The sequence below is a fragment of the Erwinia sp. JH02 genome, from assembly GCF_013074405.1.
Lineage (GTDB): Bacteria > Pseudomonadota > Gammaproteobacteria > Enterobacterales > Enterobacteriaceae > Erwinia > Erwinia rhapontici.
The window spans coordinates 530,965-555,877 of record NZ_JABANZ010000003.1 but is presented as its reverse complement, the minus strand read 5'-3'; the positions used below and the strand labels follow the sequence as shown (position 1 = coordinate 555,877).

The 24,913-nt window shown below is 54.3% G+C and carries 25 protein-coding genes and 1 riboswitch; of the genes, 14 read left to right on the top strand and 11 right to left on the bottom strand.

Translation table 11 applies throughout. The annotated features are described in order from the left end of the window. Positions 1-4 precede the first annotated feature (4 nt). Positions 5-101, bottom strand: a riboswitch (TPP riboswitch). Between the two features lie 111 nt (positions 102-212). Continuing rightward, a complete protein-coding gene (locus HHI26_RS11600) occupies positions 213-995 on the bottom strand; it encodes a hypothetical protein (RefSeq protein ID WP_171149120.1) in 783 nt (260 codons plus the stop codon). A gap of 277 nt (positions 996-1,272) precedes the next feature. Continuing rightward, positions 1,273-1,821, bottom strand: coding sequence for an XRE family transcriptional regulator (locus HHI26_RS11595; RefSeq protein WP_133841498.1), 549 nt, complete (start codon positions 1,819-1,821; stop codon positions 1,273-1,275). A 103-nt stretch (positions 1,822-1,924) separates the two neighbouring features. Here HHI26_RS11595 and HHI26_RS11590 point away from each other — a divergent pair, with 103 nt between their 5' ends. Together HHI26_RS11590 and HHI26_RS11585 are read left to right on the top strand one after the other, a co-directional pair. Continuing rightward, positions 1,925-2,587 carry an AzlC family ABC transporter permease gene (locus HHI26_RS11590; RefSeq protein WP_133841497.1) on the top strand — a complete coding sequence of 221 codons (663 nt, stop codon included), beginning with the start codon at positions 1,925-1,927 and terminating at the stop codon, positions 2,585-2,587. After that, positions 2,587-2,910 (top strand): AzlD domain-containing protein, encoded by a 324-nt coding sequence (locus HHI26_RS11585; protein ID WP_133841496.1) that lies wholly within the window; start codon positions 2,587-2,589, stop codon positions 2,908-2,910. The genes HHI26_RS11590 and HHI26_RS11585 overlap by 1 nt, the downstream gene beginning before the upstream one ends. 19 nt (positions 2,911-2,929) lie before the next feature. Here the strand turns inward: HHI26_RS11585 and HHI26_RS11580 are convergent, their stop codons facing one another. Then, positions 2,930-3,841 carry a LysR family transcriptional regulator gene (locus HHI26_RS11580; protein ID WP_171149119.1) on the bottom strand — a complete coding sequence of 304 codons (912 nt, stop codon included), beginning with the start codon at positions 3,839-3,841 and terminating at the stop codon, positions 2,930-2,932. Positions 3,842-3,977: 136 nt separating this feature from the next. Here HHI26_RS11580 and HHI26_RS11575 point away from each other — a divergent pair, with 136 nt between their 5' ends. The 5 genes from HHI26_RS11575 (at position 3,978) to HHI26_RS11555 (ending at position 7,168) form a co-directional block, all read left to right on the top strand. Further along, the gene (locus tag HHI26_RS11575; protein ID WP_197931259.1) at positions 3,978-4,862 is read left to right on the top strand and encodes a pirin family protein; all 885 of its coding nucleotides are present in this window, start codon (positions 3,978-3,980) and stop codon (positions 4,860-4,862) included. A 114-nt stretch (positions 4,863-4,976) separates the two neighbouring features. Next, positions 4,977-5,573 (top strand): NAD(P)H:quinone oxidoreductase, encoded by a 597-nt coding sequence (wrbA, locus tag HHI26_RS11570; RefSeq protein ID WP_167863625.1) that lies wholly within the window; start codon positions 4,977-4,979, stop codon positions 5,571-5,573. A gap of 162 nt (positions 5,574-5,735) precedes the next feature. Beyond that, positions 5,736-6,158 (top strand): GNAT family N-acetyltransferase, encoded by a 423-nt coding sequence (locus HHI26_RS11565; RefSeq protein WP_133841493.1) that lies wholly within the window; start codon positions 5,736-5,738, stop codon positions 6,156-6,158. A gap of 111 nt (positions 6,159-6,269) precedes the next feature. After that, positions 6,270-6,887 carry a trimeric intracellular cation channel family protein gene (locus HHI26_RS11560; RefSeq protein ID WP_133841492.1) on the top strand — a complete coding sequence of 206 codons (618 nt, stop codon included), beginning with the start codon at positions 6,270-6,272 and terminating at the stop codon, positions 6,885-6,887. 32 nt (positions 6,888-6,919) lie between these two features. Beyond that, positions 6,920-7,168 carry a hypothetical protein gene (locus HHI26_RS11555; RefSeq protein ID WP_133841491.1) on the top strand — a complete coding sequence of 83 codons (249 nt, stop codon included), beginning with the start codon at positions 6,920-6,922 and terminating at the stop codon, positions 7,166-7,168. Positions 7,169-7,211: 43 nt separating this feature from the next. Here HHI26_RS11555 and apbC read toward each other — a convergent pair whose 3' ends face one another. Then, entirely contained in the window at positions 7,212-8,324 is a 1,113-nt protein-coding gene (gene apbC, locus HHI26_RS11550; RefSeq protein ID WP_133841490.1) for an iron-sulfur cluster carrier protein ApbC, read from the bottom strand. A 133-nt stretch (positions 8,325-8,457) separates the two neighbouring features. Here apbC and metG point away from each other — a divergent pair, with 133 nt between their 5' ends. The 6 genes from metG to sanA all read left to right on the top strand — a co-directional run bounded on the left by metG (position 8,458) and on the right by sanA (position 15,399). Continuing rightward, positions 8,458-10,539: a methionine--tRNA ligase gene (gene metG, locus HHI26_RS11545; RefSeq protein ID WP_272952603.1), complete on the top strand. Its 2,082-nt coding sequence runs from the start codon at positions 8,458-8,460 to the stop codon at positions 10,537-10,539. A 71-nt stretch (positions 10,540-10,610) separates the two neighbouring features. Then, on the top strand, positions 10,611-11,006 hold the full coding sequence (locus HHI26_RS11540) for a CidA/LrgA family protein (protein WP_133841488.1): 396 nt from the start codon (positions 10,611-10,613) through the stop codon (positions 11,004-11,006). Next, positions 10,999-11,691, top strand: a complete 693-nt coding sequence (locus HHI26_RS11535; RefSeq protein WP_171149118.1) for a CidB/LrgB family autolysis modulator — start codon at positions 10,999-11,001, stop codon at positions 11,689-11,691. Before HHI26_RS11540 ends, HHI26_RS11535 begins: the two co-directional genes overlap by 8 nt. Before the next feature lie 126 nt (positions 11,692-11,817). Further along, complete coding sequence (cdd, locus tag HHI26_RS11530) at positions 11,818-12,708, top strand: cytidine deaminase (protein ID WP_159336314.1); 891 nt, start codon at positions 11,818-11,820, stop codon at positions 12,706-12,708. Positions 12,709-12,834: 126 nt separating this feature from the next. Continuing rightward, the gene (locus HHI26_RS11525; RefSeq protein WP_133841485.1) at positions 12,835-14,532 is read left to right on the top strand and encodes an NAD-dependent malic enzyme; all 1,698 of its coding nucleotides are present in this window, start codon (positions 12,835-12,837) and stop codon (positions 14,530-14,532) included. 153 nt (positions 14,533-14,685) lie between these two features. Further along, positions 14,686-15,399, top strand: a complete 714-nt coding sequence (sanA, locus tag HHI26_RS11520) for an outer membrane permeability protein SanA (RefSeq protein WP_171149117.1) — start codon at positions 14,686-14,688, stop codon at positions 15,397-15,399. A gap of 128 nt (positions 15,400-15,527) precedes the next feature. Here sanA and mglC read toward each other — a convergent pair whose 3' ends face one another. The 7 genes from mglC to HHI26_RS11485 form a co-directional block, all read right to left on the bottom strand. Then, the gene (mglC, locus tag HHI26_RS11515) at positions 15,528-16,538 is read right to left on the bottom strand and encodes a galactose/methyl galactoside ABC transporter permease MglC (RefSeq protein WP_133841483.1); all 1,011 of its coding nucleotides are present in this window, start codon (positions 16,536-16,538) and stop codon (positions 15,528-15,530) included. A gap of 19 nt (positions 16,539-16,557) precedes the next feature. Then, a complete protein-coding gene (gene mglA / locus HHI26_RS11510) occupies positions 16,558-18,078 on the bottom strand; it encodes a galactose/methyl galactoside ABC transporter ATP-binding protein MglA (protein WP_133841482.1) in 1,521 nt (506 codons plus the stop codon). Positions 18,079-18,155: 77 nt separating this feature from the next. After that, a complete protein-coding gene (gene mglB, locus HHI26_RS11505) occupies positions 18,156-19,151 on the bottom strand; it encodes a galactose/glucose ABC transporter substrate-binding protein MglB (RefSeq protein WP_133841481.1) in 996 nt (331 codons plus the stop codon). A gap of 319 nt (positions 19,152-19,470) precedes the next feature. Next, entirely contained in the window at positions 19,471-20,511 is a 1,041-nt protein-coding gene (gene galS / locus HHI26_RS11500; protein ID WP_133841480.1) for an HTH-type transcriptional regulator GalS, read from the bottom strand. 135 nt (positions 20,512-20,646) lie between these two features. Further along, positions 20,647-21,816 carry a DUF418 domain-containing protein YeiB gene (gene yeiB / locus HHI26_RS11495; protein ID WP_171149116.1) on the bottom strand — a complete coding sequence of 390 codons (1,170 nt, stop codon included), beginning with the start codon at positions 21,814-21,816 and terminating at the stop codon, positions 20,647-20,649. 42 nt (positions 21,817-21,858) lie between these two features. After that, a complete protein-coding gene (gene folE, locus HHI26_RS11490; protein WP_133841478.1) occupies positions 21,859-22,524 on the bottom strand; it encodes a GTP cyclohydrolase I FolE in 666 nt (221 codons plus the stop codon). 233 nt (positions 22,525-22,757) lie between these two features. Continuing rightward, complete coding sequence (locus HHI26_RS11485; protein WP_133841477.1) at positions 22,758-23,891, bottom strand: YbfB/YjiJ family MFS transporter; 1,134 nt, start codon at positions 23,889-23,891, stop codon at positions 22,758-22,760. Positions 23,892-23,993: 102 nt separating this feature from the next. Here HHI26_RS11485 and HHI26_RS11480 point away from each other — a divergent pair, with 102 nt between their 5' ends. Then, the gene (locus HHI26_RS11480; RefSeq protein WP_171149115.1) at positions 23,994-24,872 is read left to right on the top strand and encodes a LysR family transcriptional regulator; all 879 of its coding nucleotides are present in this window, start codon (positions 23,994-23,996) and stop codon (positions 24,870-24,872) included. Positions 24,873-24,913: the final 41 nt, after the last annotated feature.

Here is a 24,913-nt window from a genome sequence, read left to right as displayed (position 1 = left end):
ATGCCGGTCGGGCATCTGACTTCCCTACGCTGGCATTATCCAGATCAGGTGGTACGGGTATTTCTCAGCCTTCACGAAGAAGGGCACCCCGAGTCATTTAAATAGTAAAATCAATGTGTTGTAATTACCATTGCGATAATCACCCTTCAGAATCATGCCAGTTAGATGGCAGAGAAACAAGCTTTTACGTCTCCCGCCGCCCGGGCTGGAGGTTATTCAGGCTTGTCACTCACCGCCACAGCCTCGCTGTCCGCTTTCGGCAATGTTGACAAAATCTCCGCAAGGTCTGCCTGAGCATTCTCTCCGGCGATCATTTTTTTACTAAAGCTACATTTCCTGTCAACACCAGCAGAGTGGATATGCAGTTTGAAGACATTTTTATTTTCTTTGATTAACGTGACATCGGTTAGCGGGATCAGACAGGTTTCAGCATACAGAGCCGGGGTCAGGATCAATTTATCGCCTGACACCCCAATCATCACGCGTTGCTTTAAACGCATCGCATTTGAGATAAAAATGATCCCGGTACAGACTAATAATCCGCCAACGCTCACACCATCGGCCAGAATAAACAATCCGATAGCAAGGGAAATCCCGCCCTGCACATAGAACATCGATGTTTTAAATGTTAAAGCCTGTGAAGGTGTGTTTTTATCACCTGGCGAAAATACTTCCAGGCCCTTGTTGCAATGCTTTTCATAGCTAAACATATAACCGGCGAGGAAAACCATACTTAATGGCAGGATAATAAGCGAGCCAATGATAGCCAGCGCCAGTCCCCACTTTGGGCTTTTGAATAACAGGGGCAAACTGATGATCTGCAATAAAATAGAAACTAAAAATGGGATGGAGAAGTACTGTAAAAAAGCAATCGCATTGCGTGCAAAAATAGTTAACTCATCATCTCCCACCTGGGTAGTGAGATACCCTACCGCGCCAAGATAGCAGATATTCAGCGCGAGACCTGCCCAGACCAGTTTACTGATGCCTTTCATTCTTAACTCCATTTTATAATTTATTTCGGCCAGAACATTCTGAACGTCAGCCTGACCGATTTTGATTTAAATCCCAGATTGCTTTATTAAAAGCAAATACACATTTTATGTAGAAATAATAATACACCTTCACTTTTTCAGGCCGCATTCTAGCTAACGATAAGAATAGTCTCAACAAAAAATCGGTTCGATAGAATCATAACTCCCCGTCAACCGCTATTCAGCGACACGGTATAAAAACCCGATTACGGGACGGTTTTCCGTCCCCATCCTCCCTTTATCCCTGCTCTGCCACCAGCAGTGCCAGGGTGTCGGGTTCCAGCGCTTTAAAGATATGCTCACGATCGGCGGGATAGCAGATGTAATCGCCTGGCGCTAGCTCTTCCGGGGCATCCTTAAGCCCGACCAGCGCCCGCCCCTGGGTGACGATAATGTGCTCAACCGATCCAACAGGATGCGGCTGTGACAGACGGTCAGCACCCGGCTGGGTCATTAACAGATAGATATCGCGCCGCGCACCCGGTGGGCAGCTGGCCAGCAAAATAGCCTGATAGTTCGCTTCTCCGGCCACCACTTTCGCCCCTTCGCCACGCCGGATGATCTGGGTTTTGTTGCCTTCAGGTTCCAGCAGTTTGGCAAAGGGAATATTCAGTGCCACACACAGCGCCCACAGCGTCTCCAGGCTGGGGTTACCGTTGCCCGCCTCCAGCTGCGACAGCGTCGACTTTGCAATTCCCGCCCTTCGGGCCACTTCGGCGAGTGAAAGCCCGGCCTGTGTGCGTTCCCGAATCAAACTTTCCGCAATTACCGCTATGGGCTGTGTCATCTTTCGCCTTATCGTTCGCCAAAATGAACGAAACGTTCGTGTTGATCTTAGAAGCACCTGCGTTCATTATAATGACAACTTCGTTCGTTATGGAAAACAAATTATGTTCAGTCGGCATTTTTCATCACTCAGCCCGGACACGCGTAAAGCGATTTATCTGATCTGCCTGGCGGTCGGCGTTGTGGGCATCTCCTACGGTTCGCTGGCCACCGCTTATGGATTCCCGCTATGGGTTCCGCTGTTCTCCAGCCTGTTTGTGCTGGCCGGTGCCTCAGAGTTTATGTTTATTGCCATCGTCGCTGGCGGGGGCAATCCGCTGGCCGCTGCGCTGGCCGGGCTGCTGGTCAATGCGCGCCACTTCCCCTTTGGCATTGCCGTACGTGACCTGGTAGGTTCGCGTCTCTCTGCCGTGCTCGGTTGCCATATTATGAATGACGAAAGCGTGGTGTTTGGCCTGTCGCAGCCCACGCACGCGCAGCGTAAAGCCGCCTTCTGGCTGTGTGGCCTCGGCGTCGCCGTGGTCTGGCCGTTGGGGGCCATGCTGGGCAGTGTGATTGGCACACTGCTGCCTGATACCCAGGTGATTGGGCTGGATGCGGTGTTTCCGGCCATTTTACTGGCGCTGGTGATCCCCGCCCTGAAATCCCGCACCACGCTGATCCGCGCCGCCTGCGGGGCGGTAATCTCACTGCTGGCCGTGCCCTTTACGCCTATCGGGCTGCCGGTATTGCTCTCAATGGCCGGACTGCTGGCGAGGAGGAAATAATGGCAGACAACGCACTGATTATCTGCGGGATCGTGATTCTGGCCGTGGGAACCTGGCTGATGCGCTTTGCCGGTGCCACGCTGGGTAACCGCATGACCCTGTCTGAAAACGCGCGTAAGTTGCTGTCTGATGCGGCCACTACGCTGCTGTTTGCGGTGGCGCTGGGCAGCACATTTTATGCAGGTGACCACTTTGCCGGGACGGCACGTGTCGCCGGGGTGGCGGTGGCCGTGCTGCTGGCCTGGCGCAAAGTGCCGCTGATTGGGGTGATCCTGGCGGCAGCGGCAGTCACCGCCCTGCTGCGCCTCGCCGGTGTTCAATAGCCTTCGCAGCCGCATCACATCATGAACGGCTGTGCTTATCAGCGATGGTTTTCTTGAGCAGCGCCACCGTGTGTTCGACAAAAGTCGATACCGCCAACGGAATGTAATGACGGCTGGGATAGACAATCGACAAATCGTTATTCAGCTGGCCATAATCAGGCAACACAGCGACCAGCTGTTGGCGGGTCAGGCTGTCGTATAACAGGGATTCAGGTAAAAAACAGATGCCCAGCCCGCTGAGAGCCGCTTTAAGCTGGGCCTGCGCGGTATTGGCCGAGAAACGGCCAGTCACCTCAACCTGCACCGCACCTTGCGGCCCCACCAGATGCCAGATAGCCGGTGAAGAGGATGCAGACTGGCCGATGCAGGCATGATGCTGCAGCGCGTCGATGCTGTCAGGCACACCAAAGGTATCCAGATAATGCTGGCTGGCGGCCATCAGACGGCGGCCAGTACTGATTTTTCGGGCAACCAGACTGGAATCCTTTAAGCGTCCACCACGAAACGCGACATCAATGCCCTCGCCGATCATATCCGCATGTGTATCACTGAGAATAAAATCCAGCTGCAGCTGCGGATATAACGCCAGAAAATCGGCCACCCACTCCATTAAAAACAGATCGAAGAAGTCAGCAGGCGCGGCGACTTTTATCCGTCCCATCGGCACCTGATTCTCACTGACCAGCTGCGTACTGATGGCGTTTAACTCACTGATTTTTTGTGCACTGTGGTCATACAGCTGCTCACCGGCACCGGTCAGGGTCAGTTTGCGGGTGGAACGATGAAATAACCGCGCCGCCAGACTCGCTTCCAGCAGCTTAATCCGTCGACTCAGTGTATTCGGTGGCACTCCCAGCCGTCGCGCAGCAGCGGCGAAACTTCCCGTTTCAACGATATGGATAAAGATCGCGACGTCGTTCAGATCGAGCATCTTATTACGTCCAAAAATGGATGAGTCCAATGATATTACGCCCTCTAATCAAGCAGTGTTCGAATGGTTAAGATACAACACTATCATGTACTCCAGCGGAATAACCTTGCGTTCACCGCTTACCAGAGGAAGTCAAATGTCACCGTTAGCGCCCGAGGAACACCCCGTTTCCCGCCACATCGAACACCGGACACGCGGCAGAGGAACGGGGCCCATTATCCGTCTGATGAGCCCGTCAGACTATGGCACGATCGTCAGACCTTTCGTTTTCCTCGATCGCTTCACCGGCGATCGCACGATGATTGATCGTATGCCGCTTCATCCGCACTCTGGTATTGCCACTGTCACCGTAATCACGGAAGGCAATCTGCGCTTTGACGATCCGGATTCGGGTAAAGGCATGATTGGCTATGGGGGAGTGGAATGGATGCGCGCAGGCGGCGGCGTCTGGCACGGCAAAGAAATGTCGGCAGGTGATTCTGAGTATGTTGAGGGATTTCAGCTCTGGCTGGCGTTGCCACCTGAACTGGAAAATGGCCCCGTTGACAGTCAGTATCTTGAAGCGCAGTCGATGCCGCAAACCGGCCCGGCATACGTCATTCTGGGTGAATATCAGGGCGTAAAAAGCCCGGTTCGCTCGCATGAGGGCATCAATTATCTGCTGGTGACCCTGCCCGCACACTCATCCTGGCAGTATATTCCGCCGGAAAATCACTCCAGCCTGTGGCTCAGTATCAGTCGCGGCACGCTGGTTTCACCTGAAAAGATCGCTACAGGTGAAATGGTCATCTTCGCAGCCGGTTCTCAACCCGTCACCCTTCACGCCGGAGACGCCGAAACGCGCTTCGTGATCGGTTCCGCTGTTGCTCATCCGTGGTCCCTCTCACTGGGGAATTATTCTGTGCACACCAGTGATGCGGCATTACGCGCAGGCGAAGCTAGAATTAACGACATCGGTCGTCGCCTGCGTGAGGAAATGGAGGGCCAACCTCAGCCCACCTCCATGCCTATTTTTAAATAATGTGGCTTATCAACGCCTTCACCAGGGGTGATATCAGTGTCTGTATTACGTCGTTTTATTTCACGTTTATTAGCACCAAAAGAAAATGCCATCCATCCCAATAAGGAAAGTAAAATGTCAAAGATTTTAGTTCTTTACCATTCAATGTATGGGCATATTGAAACCATGGCGCAGCACGTTGCGCAAGGGGCAGCCAGCGTGCCGGGCACCGAGGTCACCGTCAAACGCGTGCCGGAGACCATGGATAGCGAGGCGTTCAAAGCGTACGGCGGTAAAGCCGATCAGACCGCCGAGATTGCCAGCCCGACAGAACTGGCTGACTATGATGCGATTATTTTTGGCACGCCCACCCGCTTTGGCAACATGTCAGCGCAGATGCGTAATTTCCTCGATCAGACCGGCGGCCTGTGGGCCAAGGGGGCTCTGGTAGGCAAAGTGGCCAGTGTGTTTACCTCTACCGGCACCGGCGGTGGGCAGGAAATGACCATTACCTCGACCTGGACCACCCTCGCGCATCACGGGATGATTATTGTCCCCATCGGATACAGCACCCCCGAACTATTTGATATTTCAGAAGTGCGTGGCGGCACACCCTATGGCGCGTCCACACTGGCGGGTGGCGATGGGTCGCGACAACCCAGCGAACGTGAACTGGCTATAGCAAAACACCAGGGGCAACACGTGGCGGCGATCGCGGCAAAATTGAAGTAAAAAACGCACTGTCCCCTGCAAAGAGATGAGCCCATCATCTCTTTTTTTTGCGCCCTTCTCTCATGCGTTCCTCCTGCCTGATGCCTTTCGCTGCTACCGACGCGCTTTTACGCTACACTCTGCGCCGTTGCCACCCGGCGTTTATGTTGCAGGAGTTTTTCCATGAATATCCGTCCTTTCACCGAAGCGGATCGGCCATTCCTACGCACACTGTTTCTTGCCTCGCGTAAAACCAACTGGACCTGGCTGGATGACAGTCAATGGCAGTTAGAGGATTTCGATCGGGTGACGCGGGGCGAGCGGGTGCTGGTGGCCGAAGAAGACGGCCACCGCATCGGATTTGCCGCCGTACTGGATAACGATAATTTTCTGCACAGCCTGTTTATCGACCCGGCCTGGCAGGGCAGCGGCGCGGGCAGTGCATTATTGCAGGCCGTGCAAAAAAGCTTTACCTCCACTGGCGCGCTCAAATGTCTGGCGGAAAACCTGCAGGCTCAGCTGTTTTATAAAAAGCACGGCTGGCGGGTGGTGGCCGAAGGGGAAAGCGATCAGGGCGAGTACCTGCTGATGCACTACGTGCTGTAACCCCCCCTACCGCACCCTCTGCTCACGACGACAGCGCAGAGGCAGGGTTATCTGTCACTCTCTTTACAGGCGTTGGAAAATCATTTTTCACGCTCATCAGGGATGTGTGACATGTTGAATGTTTTTCATCTGCTTGATTTAGCTGGCACGCTGGCCTTTGCGTTAAGTGGCGCGACCGCCGGAGTACGCGAGGATTTTGATCTCTTCGGGGTGTTTGTACTGACGGCGACCACCGCGATTGGCGGTGGCGTGATCAGAGATATCTGTATTGCCAGCCTTCCCCCCGCCGGGCTGGTCAGTTCAGCCTATCTGGTGGTAATCATGACAGCCGTCATCTGCGTTGCCTTTTTTCAAAAACTCATCCTCTCTTTTGAAAAAGCCACCCTGTTCTTTGATGCGCTGGGTTTGGGTTTCTTTGCTGCCTTCGGTGCCAATAAAACCTGGGAGCACAGCCACAATATTGAGCTTTCCCTGATACTGGGCTGCATCAGCGCCGTCGGTGGCGGCTGCCTGCGCGACGTGTTAACTGGAAAAACTCCGGCGATTTTCAGCCAGGATATTTATGCCAGCGCGGCGCTCATTGGCGCCGCGATTGAGCTGACCGGCTCAGCCGGGCTGATCCCGCAGATCTACAGCGCCTGGTTCGCGATTATTAGCTGTACGTTGCTCCGTCTGATTTCACTAAAATACAAAATCGGCTTGCCGTCGATTAAACACAACGGATTATAATGACGTTTTAGCACTGAAAATGGCCGTAGCAGATGACAAGCAGACCCCCTCATGAACAGGCAGGCGTAAGTGTACGTGCATACGACATGCTGCAATATCTGAAGCGTATCGCGCGCGGTGACCGTTCGTTTACTATTCAGGACACCCTGCTTAACCATCGTTGCAATGTCACACCGGACAATGATTTCACGTTGATTACTCAGCTTTTCGACGGTGGGAAAATTGATTTCGATTATTCAATGGTGGATGGATTTCAGCAGCGGCACGTCAGACTGGTGTAACGGATTCATCACGGGCCGACCGGAAAAAGGCCGGCCCGTCTCACTACACCGCGCGGAACGCGATATCTTCCGGGATAACCTCACCCTGCCAGTAAAGTTGCGCGGCCACCTGTGTCGCCAGCTGACGGTACAGTGCGGTGAAATCGCTGTCGGGACGACGCACAACGGTGGGCTCGCCATTATCCAGGTCTTCGCGCAAGCTGATATGCAGCGGAAGCTGGCTCAGCAGACGAGTGTGATACTGTTCCGCCAGCTTTTCGGCCCCCCCCGTACCAAAGATCGCTTCATGATGACCACACTGGCTGCAAATATGCATACTCATGTTTTCCACTACGCCCAGCACCGGGACATTCACTTTTTCAAACATCACAATGCCTTTGCGCGCATCGATCAGCGCAATATCCTGCGGCGTGGTCACGACCACGGCACCGGTCACCGGCACGTTCTGTGCGAGGGTTAACTGAATGTCCCCTGTGCCAGGCGGCATATCCAGCACCAGGTAGTCCAGTTCCGGCCATAACGTTTCGTTAAGCAACTGCATCAGCGCTTTGCTGGCCATCGGACCACGCCATACCATGGCGTTATCCTCGGTCACCAGATAACCAATTGAGTTGGTGGCCAGGCCATGGGCCATAATCGGTGCCATATGTGTGCCGTCCGGTGAGGTTGGCCGCTGATCTTCAACACCGAGCATATCCGGGATCGACGGTCCGTAAATATCGGCATCCAGCAGTCCGACTTTCGCTCCCTCTGCGGCCAGCGCCAGCGCGAGGTTGACCGCCGTGGTCGATTTGCCGACGCCCCCTTTACCAGAGCTGATGGCAATAATGTTTTTTACGCCGTTGACGCCAGGGCGATTTTTGACCCGTTGTAACGTCGCCACATTCAGCGTTAAGCGCCATGAAATCGCTACCGCGCCAGTCAGACGCAGCAGGTCAGCACTGACCGTCGCTTTCAGGCTTTCAAACGGCCCCTGCCAGACAAACGGCATATTCAATTCAATATGCAGAGTGTTATCGAGCAGCGCACAGTGGCGCAGCGCCTTCAGTACGGTGAGATTATGGTGCAACGTGGGGTGTTCAAACGTGGTCAGCACGCCCATCACTATCGCGCGTAGCGCTTCGGGGGAATGATGCCCCTGGGATTGTGAAGTCATCTGTGTTCCTTGATATTGCTGGTTGTTCTGCCTGCATTTATGTCATTAAGCATATCAGATCTGGCCCGAACTGACGTAACCAGCCGGAAAAAACCGCAGGGAGTTGAACCCCTTGTTTACGCAGGGTCAGGCAATCGGTTACCATCTAAACCCCTTTTTCAACAGGTATGAGCTAAGTCTTAATATGACTCAAGTCGCGAAAAAAATTTTGGTAACGTGCGCACTGCCGTACGCAAATGGTTCCATTCATCTCGGCCACATGCTCGAGCATATCCAGGCAGATATTTGGGTCCGTTACCAGCGAATGCGCGGCAATCAGGTTTACTTCATCTGTGCCGATGACGCACATGGCACGCCAATTATGCTGAAAGCTCAGCAGATGGGCATCGCGCCGGAGCAGATGATTGCCGAGATGAGTCAGGAACATCAGACCGACTTTGCCGGTTTTGATATCAGCTACGACAACTACCACTCTACGCACAGCGAAGAGAACCGTGAGCTGTCTGCACTGATCTATACCCGACTGAAAGAGAACGGTTTTATTAAGAACCGCACCATTTCTCAGCTTTACGATCCGGAAAAAGGTATGTTCCTGCCCGATCGTTTTGTGAAAGGCACCTGCCCGAAATGTAAGGCACCGGATCAGTATGGCGACAACTGCGAAGTCTGTTCCGCCACCTATAGCCCGACTGAGCTGATTGATCCAAAATCTGTCGTCTCCGGCGCAACGCCTGAGATGCGTGATTCTGAGCATTTCTTCTTCGATCTGCCGGAATTCAGCGCCATGTTACAGGCCTGGACCCGTTCCGGTGCGTTGCAGGAGCAGGTGGCGAACAAAATGCAGGAGTGGTTCGACTCCGGCTTGCAGCAGTGGGATATCTCCCGCGATGCGCCGTACTTCGGCTTCGAAATTCCTGATGCCCCAGGCAAATACTTCTACGTCTGGCTGGATGCACCTATCGGTTACATGGGTTCCTTCAAAAACCTGTGCGATAAGCGCGGTGATATCGACTTCGATGCGTTCTGGCAAAAAGATTCGGATGCCGATCTCTACCACTTTATCGGTAAAGATATCGTCTACTTCCACAGCCTGTTCTGGCCAGCCATGCTGGAAGGCAGCAACTTCCGTAAACCGACCAACCTGTTTGTGCATGGCTATGTCACGGTTAACGGCGCGAAAATGTCTAAATCACGCGGCACATTTATTAAAGCCAGCACCTGGCTGCAACATCTGGATGCCGACAGCCTGCGTTACTACTACGCAGCGAAGCTTTCATCACGCATCGACGATATCGACCTCAATCTGGAAGATTTCGTGCAGCGTGTGAATGCCGATATCGTCAACAAGGTGGTTAACCTGGCATCACGTAATGCCGGCTTTATCGCCAAACGTTTTGACGGGCAGCTTTCTGCTGAACTGGCAGATCCGGCGCTGTACAAAACCTTCACGGATGCGTCAGCCAGCATTGGTGAAGCCTGGGCCAGCCGTGAATTCAGCCGTGCTGTGCGCGAAATTATGGCGCTGGCCGACGTGGCTAACCGCTATGTTGACGAGCAGGCTCCGTGGGTGGTGGCGAAGCAGGAAGGACGTGATGCCGACCTGCAGGCTATCTGCTCTATGGGTATCAACCTGTTCCGCGTGCTGATGACCTGGCTGAAGCCTGTGCTGCCATCGCTGACCGCCCGCACCGAAGCGTTCCTGAATCAGGAGCTGAGCTGGGATGGTATTCAGCAACCTCTTCTGAGCCACAGCATTGCGCCATTTAAAGCTCTTTATGGCCGCATTGAGATGGACAAAGTGAACGGTTTGATTGAAGCATCAAAAGAAGATGCCGCCGCAGCGAAGGCACCTGTGACCGGTCCGCTGGCGGAGGATCCGATTCAGGACACCATCAGCTTCGATGATTTTGCCAAAGTCGATATGCGTATTGCGCTGATCGAAAACGCGGAATTTGTTGAAGGCTCCGATAAGCTGCTGCGTCTGTCACTGGATGTGGGTGGAGAGAAGCGCAACGTGTTCTCCGGCATCCGTGCGGCCTACCCGGACCCGGCGGTACTGGTTGGCCGTCTAACGGTGATGGTGGCAAACCTCGCGCCGCGCAAAATGCGTTTCGGCATCTCAGAAGGTATGGTGATGGCGGCGGGTCCTGGCGGGAAAGATATCTTCCTGCTCAGCCCGGATAGCGGCGCTCAGCCAGGCCAACAAGTTAAGTAAATTCGTAGGGGGTCAGGCATGCCTGACCCAGGCGGGGCATGCCCCGCCCCTATGCACTCTGGGATCTGACCATGCGCAGCGCTCTCCTGGTTTTATGGCAATATCTTCGCGCTTTCATCATTATCTACCTCTGCCTCTATGCCGGTCGCGGCCTTTCGGCCCTGCTGCCTGTTGTCATTCCCGGCAGTATTCTCGGTATGCTGGTGCTGTTTTCGCTGCTGGCTTCGCAACTGCTTCCGATCCACTGGGTAAAACCCGGCTGCCATCTGCTGATCCGTTATATGGCCCTGTTGTTCGTCCCCATCAGCGTTGGCGTCATGAACGATATGGATATTCTGACCGCTCAGTTCGGCCCGATTGTGATCTCCTGCGTGGTGAGTACGCTGATTGTGCTGGTCACCATTGGGTTGATGTCACAGCGCCTTAATGACCGCCATCAGCGACGCACGGGAGCAAGCGATGAGTGATATCTGGTGGTCGCTGCCGCTGACCGTGCTGGTCTTTCTTGCCGCACGCAAGCTGGCGGCAAAAGTCAAAATGTCGATCGTTAACCCGCTGCTGATTGCGATGGCGGTGATTATTCCGCTGCTGCTGCTGCTGCAACTGCCCTACACGCGCTATTTCCAGGGCAGCGCCCTACTCAATGAACTGCTGCAACCGGCCGTGGTGGCGCTGGCGCTGCCGCTGTATGAGCAGATGCATCAAATCCGTTCGCGCTGGAAGTCGATTATCAGCGTCTGCTTTGTCGGAAGCATCACCGCAATGGTGTCCGGTACGGCGATTGCGCTGTGGTTAGGCGCGACGCCACAGATTGCCGCCACGCTGTTACCCAAATCGGTCACCACGCCGATTGCGATGGCCATCTCCGGCACGCTGGGTGGCATCCCGGCTATTAGTGCTATCTGCGTGCTGCTGGCGGGCGTGCTGGGGGCTGTCTTCGGCCATATGCTGCTCAACCTGCTGCAGGTGCGCAGTAAATCCTCACGCGGTCTGGCTATCGGAAATGCTTCGCACGCACTGGGGACAGCACGGGCTGCCGAGATCGATTACCAGGAGGGGGCGTTCAGCTCACTGGCACTGGTGCTATGCGGCATTATCACTTCGCTTCTGGCACCGTTTATTTTTCCGCTATTAATGATGCTGTGGGGTTAAAACTTGCGATAAGTCTCGCATTTTGTTGATCAATTTCATTTATTACATTGATAGAGAGACTTAGATCACATATAACTGGCTGCCGGCCCGCTAACATGGGCTGCATTCAGCGAAAGAGGCCCCACTATGCACCCACGTTACCAGCAGGCATTTGCCACGCTTCCTACCCTGTTACAAAGCGCACTTCAGCCGATCCTGGCCGCGGATGACTTCGCCGGATTTATCACGGCCAGCCAGGCGGGTGAACTGAAGAAGCACTGCGGATTTAACGACAGTGAACTGGCCTTTGCCCTGCTGCCGCTGGCGGCCGCCTGCGCGGTAGCCACCTTGTCTGATTTTAAAGTGGGTGCCATTGCACGTGGTAAAAGCGGCACGCTGTTCTTTGGTGCCAATATGGAGTTTGCCGGTACCACGATGCAGCAGACCGTTCATGCCGAGCAGAGTGCGGTGACGCATGCCTGGCTGCGGGGAGAAAGTGCACTGGCGTGCATCACCGTCAACTACACGCCATGCGGCCACTGCCGACAGTTTATGAATGAGCTGAACAGCGGCAGCGGGCTGACGATTGAACTGCCTGGCCGTGCTGCGGCCACGCTGGGGGACTATCTGCCGGATTCCTTTGGCCCGCACGACCTGGCCATCACCACCCTGCTGATGGACGATATTGACCACGGCTTTATCGCGGCGGGCGATGCACTGACGCAAGCCGCCATTAACGCCGCCAGCCACAGTCATGCGCCTTACAGCAAAGCCTGGAGCGGTGTCGCCTTACAAACCGTCAGCGGCGCGATCTTTGCCGGGCGTTATGCAGAAAACGCGGCGTTTAATCCCAGCCTGCCTCCGTTGCAGGGCGCACTGAATTTACTCAGCCTTAGCGGACATAGCCTGAGCGATATTCACCAGGCCGTTCTGGCCGAAGCCCCGGATGCCGCATTAAGCCAACAGAGCGCCACAGCAGCCACGCTGGCCGCGCTGGGTTGCACGCGTTTGACTACGGTTGTGCTGAAAAAATCGTAAAAGAGTCTTTATAATTCGAGAAAGATCGCAGCTTTTGTTATTGCATGTTAACAAAAGCTGTACTTTCAGATGAATTATTTTAGGATTGGCGCCACAACATCCCGATCCTAATAGAGTATGAATTGCATGGAACTCGAATACGAAAGTAAACGACCGCTATACATCCCTTATGCTGGCCCTATCTTGCTGGAATTCCCCCTTCTGAACAAAGGCAGTGCGTTCTCAATTGAAGAGCGTAATGACTTCAACCTGAATGGCCTGCTGCCAGAAACAGTGGAAAGCATTGAGGAGCAGGCAGAGCGCGCATGGCGTCAGTTCCAGGACTTTAAGAACAATAACGATAAACACGTCTATCTGCGCAATATCCAGGACACCAACGAAACGTTGTTCTACCGCCTGCTCGATAATCATCTGGAAGAGATGATGCCGATCATTTACACCCCAACGGTGGGCGCTGCCTGCGAGCACTTCTCTGAGATTTATCGTCGTGCACGCGGTTTGTTCATCTCTTACCCGAACCGTGCCAACATTGAAGATATGCTGCAAAACGCCACCAAGCAGAATGTGAAGGTGATTGTGGTCACCGACGGTGAGCGTATCCTCGGCCTGGGTGACCAGGGCATTGGCGGGATGGGTATTCCTATCGGTAAACTCTCCCTCTACACCGCCTGTGGCGGGATCAGCCCGGCCTATACCCTCCCGGTGGTGCTGGATGTGGGGACCAACAACCAGCAGTTGCTGAATGACCCGCTGTATATGGGCTGGCGTCATCCGCGTATTACGGGTGAAGAGTACGAAAGCTTCGTGAATGACTTTATTCATGCCGTGAAAAGCCGCTGGCCTAACGTGCTGTTGCAGTTCGAAGATTTCGCACAGAAAAATGCGATGCCGCTGCTTGAGCGCTATCGTGATGAAGTCTGCTGCTTCAATGATGATATTCAGGGCACCGCGGCAGTGACGCTGGGTACGCTGATTGCCGCCAGCCGTGCAGCAGGCAGCAAGCTATGTGAACAGAAAGTGGTGTTCCTGGGGGCGGGCTCAGCCGGTTGTGGTATTGCCGAGCAGATCATCGCGCAGATGAAATCTGAAGGCCTCAGCGATGAAGAGGCCCGTGGCCGCGTCTTTATGGTCGATCGTTTCGGCCTGCTGACCGATAAGCTGCCCAACCTGCTTAACTTCCAAAGCAAACTGGTGCAGAAAAGCGAAAACCTGACCGCCTGGGACAGCAGCAGCGACTCGCTGTCACTGCTCGATGTGGTGCGTAACGCGCAGCCAAACATTATGATCGGCGTGTCCGGCCAGCCAGGCCTGTTCAGCGAAGAGATTGTGCGCGAAATGCACAAACACTGCGCGCGTCCCATCATCATGCCGCTGTCTAACCCGACCTCTCGTGTAGAAGCAACACCGCAGGATATTATGGCGTGGACCGACGGTAATGCTTTAGTGGCGACGGGCAGTCCGTTCTCCCCGGTCACCTGGAAGGATAAGATCTACCCAATTGCCCAGTGTAATAACTCGTATATCTTCCCGGGGATTGGCCTTGGCGTGATTGCGTCGGGTGCAACGCGCGTCACGGACGGCATGCTGATGGCGGCAAGCCGGGCGCTGGCAGAGTGTTCTCCGCTGGCCAACGAGGGTTCTGGCCCGGTCCTGCCTGAAGTGAAAGATATTCAGGGCGTGTCAAAACTGATCGCCATGGCAGTGGGAAAAGCCGCACAGCTATCAGGCGTGGCAGTGGTGACCTCCGAAGATGTGCTGTCGAAGGCTATCGCGGCCAACTTCTGGCTTCCGCAGTACCGTAATTATCGCCGCACCTCAATCTGATAGCGCGATTTCCCTTCCGGGCGGGTCTTACTCTCCGCCTGGGAGGGGTTATTGCGCGAAAAAGCCCCATCCGACACGGTGTGACTTGCTTCACCTCTCCGCCTCAAGTAGCCTTGAATCCACATTCCACCGCCAACCTGAGCGCCATTCCGCATGTTGAAACGCCTGATTTATGGTCTGATTATCATCATTGCCCTGGTGGTACTGACCGCGCTTGGCCTCGATCGCTGGATGAGCTGGAAAACCGCACCTTACGTCTATGACGATCTGAAAGCACTGCCGCACCGTCAGGTTGGCGTGGTTCTGGGTACCGCCAAATATTACCGGACCGGGGTTATCAACCAGTATTATCTGTACCGCATGCAGGGAGCGATTAACGCGTATAACAGTGGCAAAGTCAGTTATCTGCTGCTGAGTGGCGACAATGCGCAGCAAAGCTATAACGAACCGATGACCATGCGCCGCGACCTGATTGCCGCAGGCGTGGCACCCTCCGATATCGTGCTGGATTATGCTGGTTTCCGCACCCTCGATTCGATTGTGCGCACCCGGAAAGTGTTCGATACCAACGATTTTATTATTATCACTCAGCGTTTCCACTGTGAGCGTGCGCTGTTTATCGCCCTGCATATGGGGATTCAGGCCCAGTGTTATGCCGTTCCCTCGCCCAAAAATATGTGGAGCGTGAGAACGCGTGAAGTCGGTGCACGTTTGGGTGCGCTGGCCGATCTGTATCTGATGAAGCGTGAGCCGCGCTTCCTCGGGCCGCTGGTGCCCATCCCGGCGCGGCATGAAGTACCGGAAGACGCCCAGAGTTATCCAGCGGTGACCCCGGAGCAGTTACTGGAGATACAGAAGAAGAAATAACAAAAGGGCTGACCAGAAAAGGTCAGCCCTTCAGGCGAGGCGTGCCTCGCCTCTACGTATCGTCGAGTGAGCGCTTATCGTAGGGGACGGGCATGCCCGTCCCGAAACCCGTCGAGCTCGCCTCGCCGCTATTTCTTACGTGCGTACTTCAGGGAGTCCAGCGCAACGGCGAAGATAATAATGCCGCCCTTGATGATGTACTGCCAGTAAGGGTTAACCCCGATATAGGTCAGACCGTAGTTGATCACCGTAAAGATAATCACCCCGGTCACAACACCCGCAACCGTACCCACGCCCCCTGCAAATGACACCCCACCGACCACACAGGCAGCGATCGCATCCAGCTCATACATAAAGCCGAGGTTGTTAGTAGCAGAACCGATACGCCCCGCTTCCAGCATCCCGCCAAAGGCATAGAACACACCGGACAGTGCATAGACCAGAATCAGGTTGAAGGGAACGTTAACACCAGAGACGCGTGCCGCTTCCGGGTTACCACCGATGGCGAAAATGTTTTTACCGAAGCGGGTTTTGTTCCACAGGATCCACACCACAAAGATGGCGATAATCGCGTAGAAGGTAATGTATGACAGTTTGAAATCACCGAAACGCAGGAATCCCTGAGCAAAGGTAGAGAATTTCTCGTCAAAGCCCGCGACCGGAGATGCCCCAACGAAGTCGTAATACAGTGAGTTAACACCGTAAACAATAATCATGGTGCCCAGCGTGGTGATAAATGGCGTCACCTTCAGGTAAGCAATGATCAGACCATTAATCAGACCAATTACGGCGCCAATCGCACAGACAATCCCGATAACAACAGCAATCGGCAGGGTTTCCAGATGCGGGAACACCTTATTGGCGTTATCCATTGCCTGTAACAGCGTTGCGGCCACAACCGCAGCCAGACCCACCTGACGTCCTGCTGACAGGTCGGTCCCCTGGGTAACAATCAGACCCGCCACACCCAGCGCGATAATCACACGCACCGAAGACTGGGTCAGGATATTACTCAGGTTCATTAAACTTAAGAACGTTGGATCCTGGATAATAATGATGGCCAGTAATACCAGCAGCACCACATAAATCCCACCTTCTTTCAGCCAGGTGAGCAAACTTTTCTTATTCACTGCTTTCATAGTAACAGCCCTTACATCATTAAAGGTGCAACGATGCCAAACGCAATATTTCGTTTTGCGTGGTAGTCTTCGTTTCGACAATGCCTGCGGCCAGGCCATTACTCATTACCAGAATACGATCGGTAACGCCCAACAACTCTGGCATTTCGGAAGAGATGATAATAATCCCCTTTCCTTTTTTCGCCAGTTCAGAAATCAGCTGATAGATTTCGAATTTCGCCCCAACGTCAATACCACGTGTGGGTTCATCGAGCATCAGTATTTCTGGTTGCGTTAATAACCAACGACCAATAATCACCTTCTGCTGGTTACCACCGGACAATGAACCAATCGAGGTATGATGCCCGGGCGTTTTCACCCGCATAGAGTCAATCACCCATTGGGTATCACTCTTCATTCGGGTGTTATCCAGCAAACCAATACTGTTTTTATATTTACCGATATTTGAAATCAGTGAATTAAAACCAATATCAAGGTAAGCGTAAATCCCGGTAGAACGACGTTCTTCAGTCACCAAAGCAAAACCATGATTAATGGCTTCATTGGCGCTGTTGTTATTAATGGCCTTACCATGCAGCTTAATCGTACCGCCTGATTTTTCGCGAATACCAAACAGTGTTTCAACAATGTCAGTACGTTTCGCGCCGACCAGACCGGCAATCCCGAGGATCTCCCCTTTACGCAAATCAAAGGAGATGTCGCGAATCGACGGCTGACGCAGTGAGGTCAGATTACGCACTTCCAGGATGGTTTCACCCGGCACGTTGGTCTTATCCGGGAAGCGCTGATTCAGCGACCGCCCAACCATCATGGCAATAATCTTATCCATATCCAGCCCTTCCAGCGGCTGAGTGGCAATCCACTGTCCGTCGCGCAGGATGGTAATTTCATCACACAGCTGGAAGATCTCTTCCATCTTGTGAGAGATATAGATAATGCCGCAGCCACGATCTTTCAGCTTACGAATAATCGTAAACAGGTGATTAACTTCTTTTTCCGTCAACGATGAGGTGGGCTCATCCATAATGACGATTTTTGCGTTATAGGAAAATGCTTTCGCAATCTCAATCATCTGCATTTGAGAAACAGACAGTGAAACCACTTTGTCACGCGGGTCAATATCAATATCCAGCTCGTCGAAAATCGCTTTGGTATCGCGATACATTTTATCCTGATCGACGAAAAAGCCTTTTTTTGGATAACGACCCAGCCACATGTTATCCATAACCGTACGTTGCAGAACCAGGTTTAATTCCTGATGCACCATCGACACGCCATTTTCCAGCGCCTCTTTGGAGCTTTTGTAATTAATTTCCTCGCCCTGAAAAAGAATGCTCCCCGTATCTTTACTGTAAATACCAAAAAGGCATTTTAAGAGTGTTGACTTACCGGCACCATTCTCCCCCATCAAGGCGTGAATCGAATGTGGACGGACTTTTAAATTAACATTATCGAGCGCTTTAACACCGGGGAATGACTTACTGACGTCAGTCATCTCCAGTAAAAACTCGCGCTGTGTTTGCACGTTATCGCTGCCCATATTTCTACCCGGCTGAAGGTTTTTTATTCAACGCCTGAAAAACGGATGCTGGAACCAGCATCCGTATCAGATTGTACTTATTTAGGCAGGTCGGCCAGGTTGTCTTTGTCGACCGGGACATAGGCAACACGAACCACTTTGCCATCCAGTTTGTAATCAGTACCTTCGGTGGCAGGTTTACCCGCCGCCAGGTTAATCGCCATATCAATGGTCGCTTTCGCCTGGTTTTTCGCATCATTCAGCACGGTGCCGGCCATTGCGCCAGATTTCACCATCGCCAGAGCTTCTGGCAGCGCATCCACACCAAAGACCGGTACAGAGGACTTGTTGTGTGCTTTCAGTGCTTCTACTGCACCCATTGCCATCGCATCGTTATTGGCGATAACCACTTCAATTTTGTTGCCGTTCGGGCCAGACAACCACGCATCCATCTTATCTTTCGCCTGTGCGGTATCCCACATCGCGGTGTCCAGATGCAGCTGCTGCGTTTTCACGCCATCTTTGTTCAGCGTATCGATCACGTATTTGGTACGGGCTTCCGCATCCGGGTGACCTGGCTCGCCTTTTAACAGCACGAACTGAATCTGACCATCTTTGTTCAGATCCCAGTTGGCATTCGCTTTCCAGTGTTTCTCGATCAGCTCGCCCTGCTTCACGCCAGACTCTTTAGAGTCAGTACCAACGTAGTAAGCTTTGTCATAGCTGGCCAGTGCTTTCGCAGTCGGTTCTTTATTGAAGAACACAACCGGGATATCGTTAGCTTTTGCTTTGCTGATCACAACGGCAGCAGCAGCCGGGTCAACCAGGTTAATGGCCAGCGCTTTTACGCCCTTAGCAACCAGTACGTCAACCTGATCGTTCTGAGTAGACTGGCTGTTCTGCGAGTCATTCATCAGCAGCTGCACGCCCGGGTTGAGCTTGGCTTCTTTCTCAATATCCTTGCGCACGACGGACATAAAGTTGTCGTCGTATTTATAAATGGTGACGCCAATACGGGTATCTGCTGCCTGAGCAGTTGCGCCAAACAGCATGGTGGCCACCAGGGCGCTGAGAGTGAAAACCTTCTTATTCATGGTATCTCCGGTTTTTGTAGGGTAGTACTCAACGCCACGTGCCAGTCAATGATGAGGCACGGGGCGATCAGTTTGTTGGCGGCGGCGCGAAATGTTACATCTACGATCTGCGGCACCGACATATTGCTAACATCAAACCCGACTTCCCTGTACGGAATGCTTCCTGAATGCTGTGTGTGAAACTGTTTCGCAGGGAGGGCAAATGAGCGTCACAATGGGACGTTCTGCCGTTACATAATGTTTCAAACCCTGCAGGACGCTGCCATCATAGAGAAGGCCTTGTTAATTAACTGTGAATTTACTCACAGATTGGAAACGGTTACATCGTAGATTCGCCTGAGTTAGTGACGGCCGCCACATTTTGTCGTGTTGCCACTGAATGGCGTCGCACCAGGGTCGGCATAAAGCAGTGCTGGGCGCTGCTGTCCAGCTCCCCGGCGGCGCCTTTGAGCGCCAGCTCAGTGGCCAGTTTTGCCATAGAAACAATCGGGTAGCGCACGGTACTGAGCTGCGGATCGGTGTAACGCGAGATGGGAATATCATCGAACCCGACGACAGAAAGCTGCTGCGGCACCGCAATACCATTATCTTTCAGGGCGGCCAGCGCCCCGGCAGCCATACTGTCGTTGTAGGCAAACACTGCCGTCAGCTGCAGGTTACGCCCCAGCAGCTCCACCATCGCCGCCTCACCGCCCTGTAAATCAGGCTCACCGCTGGCACACCAGCTTTCAACGGGCGTCACGCCCTGCTCGCTCAGCGCCTGAGACCAGCCCTCACGGCGCTGATCGTTGTCTTCAATCGGATGTACGGAACCTAAGTAGCCAATGCGCTGGTGACCGTGCTGTTGCAACATACGCATCGCCATCAGCGCCCCGCTGACGTTGTCGAGGCAAACACAGCGATGGGCAAAACCAGGCACAATACGGTTAACCAGTACCATACCCGGCACCTGCTGCATCAGAGAGGCAAGCTCGGCGTCTGGTAAGGCTTTCGCATGGACGATCAAGGCGTTACAGCGCTGGCGAATCAATACTTCAATCGCGTGACGCTCTTTATCCGCCTGATGATAGGAGTTGTTGATTAATACATGTTTGTGCAGACGCTGGGCCACGGTATCAACCGCTTTCACCAGCGCGCCAAAGAAGGGATCGGACACGTCCATCACCACCACACCAATGGTGTCGCTGACCTGCGTGGCCAGCGCCTGGGCGTTCGCATTGGGACGATAACCGAGGCGTGCAACCGTTTTCAGCACCACCTCGCGGGTGTCTCCGGTCACCGCCGCACTGTTATTCAGCACCCGGGAGACCGTAGCGACCGAAACGCCCGCCTCGCGGGCAACATCACGTATGGTAATCATGAGCGATTACCACTGAAGCCTGTTATTTGCATAGCTCTTCCTGACCCAGACGCATTCTGACGTCTATTCTGTCAGGTGAAAGACCCGGGCTACGTGAAATCCGTCACAGGCTTGAAAACGGTTACATACAATTTTTTAACCTTTGTGATGAACATCATCTTCCAACGGTTTTTTCTCTACCCCCACCCCGGTCAGCTGGCGCCATAACCACTCGACGGGGCCCTGACGGAATATCCGCAGCCAAAAGTGGGAAAACAACAGGTTAACGACCCAGACCAGCGGAACAATCAGCAGCAATTGCAGGCGATCGAAGTGATTGAACAATGCAAAGTGGTTAAACAGCGTGGTACAAATCAGCGTCTGTAACAGATAATTGGAGAGTGCCATTCTGCCCACCGCACTCACCATCAGCGTCAGGCGAAAACGTTGGAGCTGCGGCCACCAGCCAAAGCACAGCGCGGCGTAGCCCAGCGACTGCAAGGGGGCACTGATTTCACGCGGCACCTGCAGGAAGAAGCCCGCCCAGCGAAACTCCCATTTGACGTGCCATTGTAACGCAATCGACAGTGCTTCAATCAGCATGCCGGCCAGCACCAGCATCGCGCCCGTACGGCGATAATGTTTCAGGCTCCAGGTGCCGCGCAGCCAGCCGCTGCGCATCAATGCGGCACCCACCATCATCAGGCCCGCCAGCTGCCAGCCATACTGCGCCGCCAGCGCCATCAGCGCCGACCCCAGCATATCCAGGCGATTGACCATCGCCTCCCAGCCACCCTGCGTGCGCCAGAAGGTTTCATACTGCACGTCGGCCGCGCCTGCCAGCCATGAACTGTTCGGATTTGGCCCGGATGCCATGCCGAGCACCACCAGCACCGCACTGCCAATCAGATAAAGCATTAACCCGGTATTGAACAGCTGCTTTGTACCGGGGACATCGCGGATCATGCGCCAGGTCACCAGCCCGGTCAGCCCGTAAGCCAGCAGGATATCGCCCTCCCATAGCAGTAAGGCGTGCAGGAAACCGAAGATCACCAGCCAGGAGAGGCGTGACTGTATCCAGCGCTTACCGCGCGGCAACAGCAGTTGTAGCCCGGCACCGAACAGGATGGCAAATAGCGTGAGGAATTTTGCCTGGGCAAACAGATCCATCGCCGCCCATACCAGAAAATCGCGGGTCGATGGCAATCCTTGCCAGGCTGGATTCAGATAAGCCGCCTTCGGCAAACCAAAGGCGGTGATATTCAGCAGAAGAATGCCAAGAATGGCCAGTCCACGAATAAAATCGAGAGGAAGAATACGGGACATGGAGGCAATCCTGTAGGGGCCAGGCATGCCTGGCCCTGAACATTAGCGATGGCGTACCGAGCGCAGGAACTCCTGGCGCGTGTTCTGGCTGGACTTGAACAGCCCACCCAACGAGGTCGTTGTGGTGGCGCTGGTGGCATCGCGAATACCGCGCGCTTTCACACAATAGTGCACGGCATCAATGGACACCGCGACGTTGCTGGTGCCCAGCAGTGTTTGCAGTGCGACCAGAATCTGCTGCGTCAACCGTTCCTGCACCTGCGGCCGCGAGGAGAAGAACTGCACGATACGGTTGATTTTCGACAGACCAATCACCTTCTCTTTCGGGATATAGGCCACGGTCGCCTGACCATCGATAATCACAAAGTGATGTTCACAGGTGCTGGTCAGCGTAATATCACGCACGGTCACCATTTCATCCACTTTCATCTTGTTTTCGATAACGGTGATTTTCGGGAAGTTGGCATAGTCCAGGCCGGAGAACACTTCATTAACGTACATTTTGGCAATACGCTGCGGTGTTTCAGCCAGGCTGTCATCTTCCAGATCAAGATTGAGCAACTGCATAATTTCGGTCATATGACCGGCGATCAGCTGCTTACGCGTATCGTCATCCATTTCACGCACAGGTGAACGCAGCGGGGTTTCCAGGCCGCGGGCAACCAGCGCCTCATGAACCAGTGTGGCTTCCTGACTTAACGTCGCCATTTGTCTCTTTTCTCCAGCAGGTCTGACAAAATCCAATCCTCAATAGATTTCATGATGCAGGAAGGCAGCAACCGAACGAATCCCCGGGAGCTTACAACAAGTAAGTGACCGGGGTGAGTAAGGGCAGACAACGCACCTGCAGCGTGAAAGATGAAGAGGATTTCTGAGGCGCTATTTTGGAACACATTTGGAGTCTGATCCAGTGAATCAATTTAATTGTCGATGAAACAGTTTCATTCAGCTGCCGCCTCGCGATGCCACACCAGTACTCCCGCCACCAGCAGCGCCGCCCCGGCCACATACAACGCGGGTTCAAGACGGTGCGTCAGCGCCGTAGAGATCGCCGATAACATCGGCCCCACCAGTTGCCCGACTGCGTAACCGGTGGTCAGTAATCCGGCGAGATAGCGCGTGTGCAGCGGGGCCAGTTCACGGGCATATTGCAGAGAAAGCTGTACTACACAGAGAAAGCCGCCACCAATCAGCGCCGATCCCAGCGCCAATCCGCCCAATCCGGGGATCAGATCCGCTGCAAAAACCCCCAGCGCCTGCACCCACAGCACCAGCGCCAGGCGACGGTTACTGTCACCCAGGTGACGGGTCAGAATACCGATAGCGATCCCCACCACGGCAGCCCCACCAAACACCGGCCAGACAAACTGGCTGATCAGGCCGGGAAAACGTGTGGTCGCCATCTGTGACAGAAAGGTTGCGGGCAGAATATAGCCAAATCCGGCCAGACTGTAGCTCCATACCAGCCGCTTCAGCCCAGGTGTCAGGCGCAGCGGCTCCGGGGCGGTTTCCGGGCGATGCAACTGACCGGTACGCGGTAAGGTGCGGGCAATCAGCGCCACCAGGGCCAGCGCCAGCACGCCATAAGCGCCCCAGGCCCAGGCCGCGCTGACCTGCTGGCTGTGCAGCCACACCGCCAGCAGTCCGCTGATCAAAATCCCGGTTCCCGGCCCGGCGAACACGGCGGCACTCAGCCCCGGACGCTGATAACGGTGCAACTGCTCATTGCTCCAGGCTGCAATCAGCACCATGGCCCAGCCGCTGGCCCAGCCAATCAGGAAGCGCACCACGCCGTGCTGCCACGGGCCGGAAACCAGGGCGGAAATCAGCGTCAGCACGACGGCTCCCCAGACCCCCGCCTGTAAGCGCCATTCCACGCGCCGCGTAGCACGCATGGCATCAAACGAACCGCACAGATACCCCAGATAGTTCAGCGCCGCCACCACCGCCGCACTCGTCAGCGATAGCTGATTTTCGCCTATCATTAAAGGCACCTGTGGGGTAAAGGCAAAGCGCCCTATCCCCATCGCCACCACCAACGTCAGAAAAGCACATAGCGCAACACGTACTGCCATTTTTGACTCCCGAGCCGATTTTCAGTTGCCATCAGCATGAGTGATGGTTAAAATCACGAAAAGTGAATAATACTAACTAAGTTGCTGACGATAAGAGAACGAATGGACCTGACCCAACTTAAAATGTTCTGCGCGGTGGCTGACAGCGGTTCCGTCGTGCGGGCAGCGGAGCAGTTACATCGGGTGCCGTCAAACCTCACTACGCGCCTGCGCCAGCTGGAAGAAGAGCTGGGCACCGACCTGTTTATCCGCGAGAAGCAGCGCCTGCGCCTGTCGCCGATGGGCCATAACTTCCTCTGTTATGCTCAGCGTATCCTTGCGCTGAGCGAAGAGGCGCTGAACATGGCTCACGGTGGCAAACCGGCGGGCAATTTTGCCCTCGGATCGATGGAGAGCACGGCCGCGACGCGGCTGCCATCACTGCTGGCAGAGTTTCATCAGCGTTATCCCGCCGTAAACCTGGCGCTGAGTACCGGTACCTCTTCTGAGATTATCGAAAAAGTGCGCGTTGGCACTCTGGCCGCCGCGCTGGCGGATGGCCCGGTCAATGCGGATGAACTCAACAGCTGTGTGGCATTTCCCGAGCAGATGGTGCTGATTTCCAGTCTGGATCATGCCGGGATCATAACGCCCGCCGATGCCGCAGGCAGCACGCTGTTTGCCTTTCGTCCGGGCTGCTCCTATCGCATTCGCTTAGAGAACTGGTTCCGCGATGCTGGCGTCCAGCCGGGCAATGTGATGGAGATTCAGTCGTATCACGCGATGCTGGCCTGCGTTGCCAGCGGCGGCGGGCTGGCATTGCTGCCTGCCGCCGTGCTGGCGCAGATGCCGGGCCACAAACGCGTGCGCCAGCACCCGCTGCCACCTGAAATGCGCGAAACCGAGACCCGACTGGTGTGGCGCCGTGATGCCTTCACGCCCAACGTTGAGGCGCTGAAGTATCTGATTATTGAACAATTTGATGAGAAGTCCAGCGATTAACCGCTGTTTCCTTCAACTCTGGTTACGCTTATTACACCCCT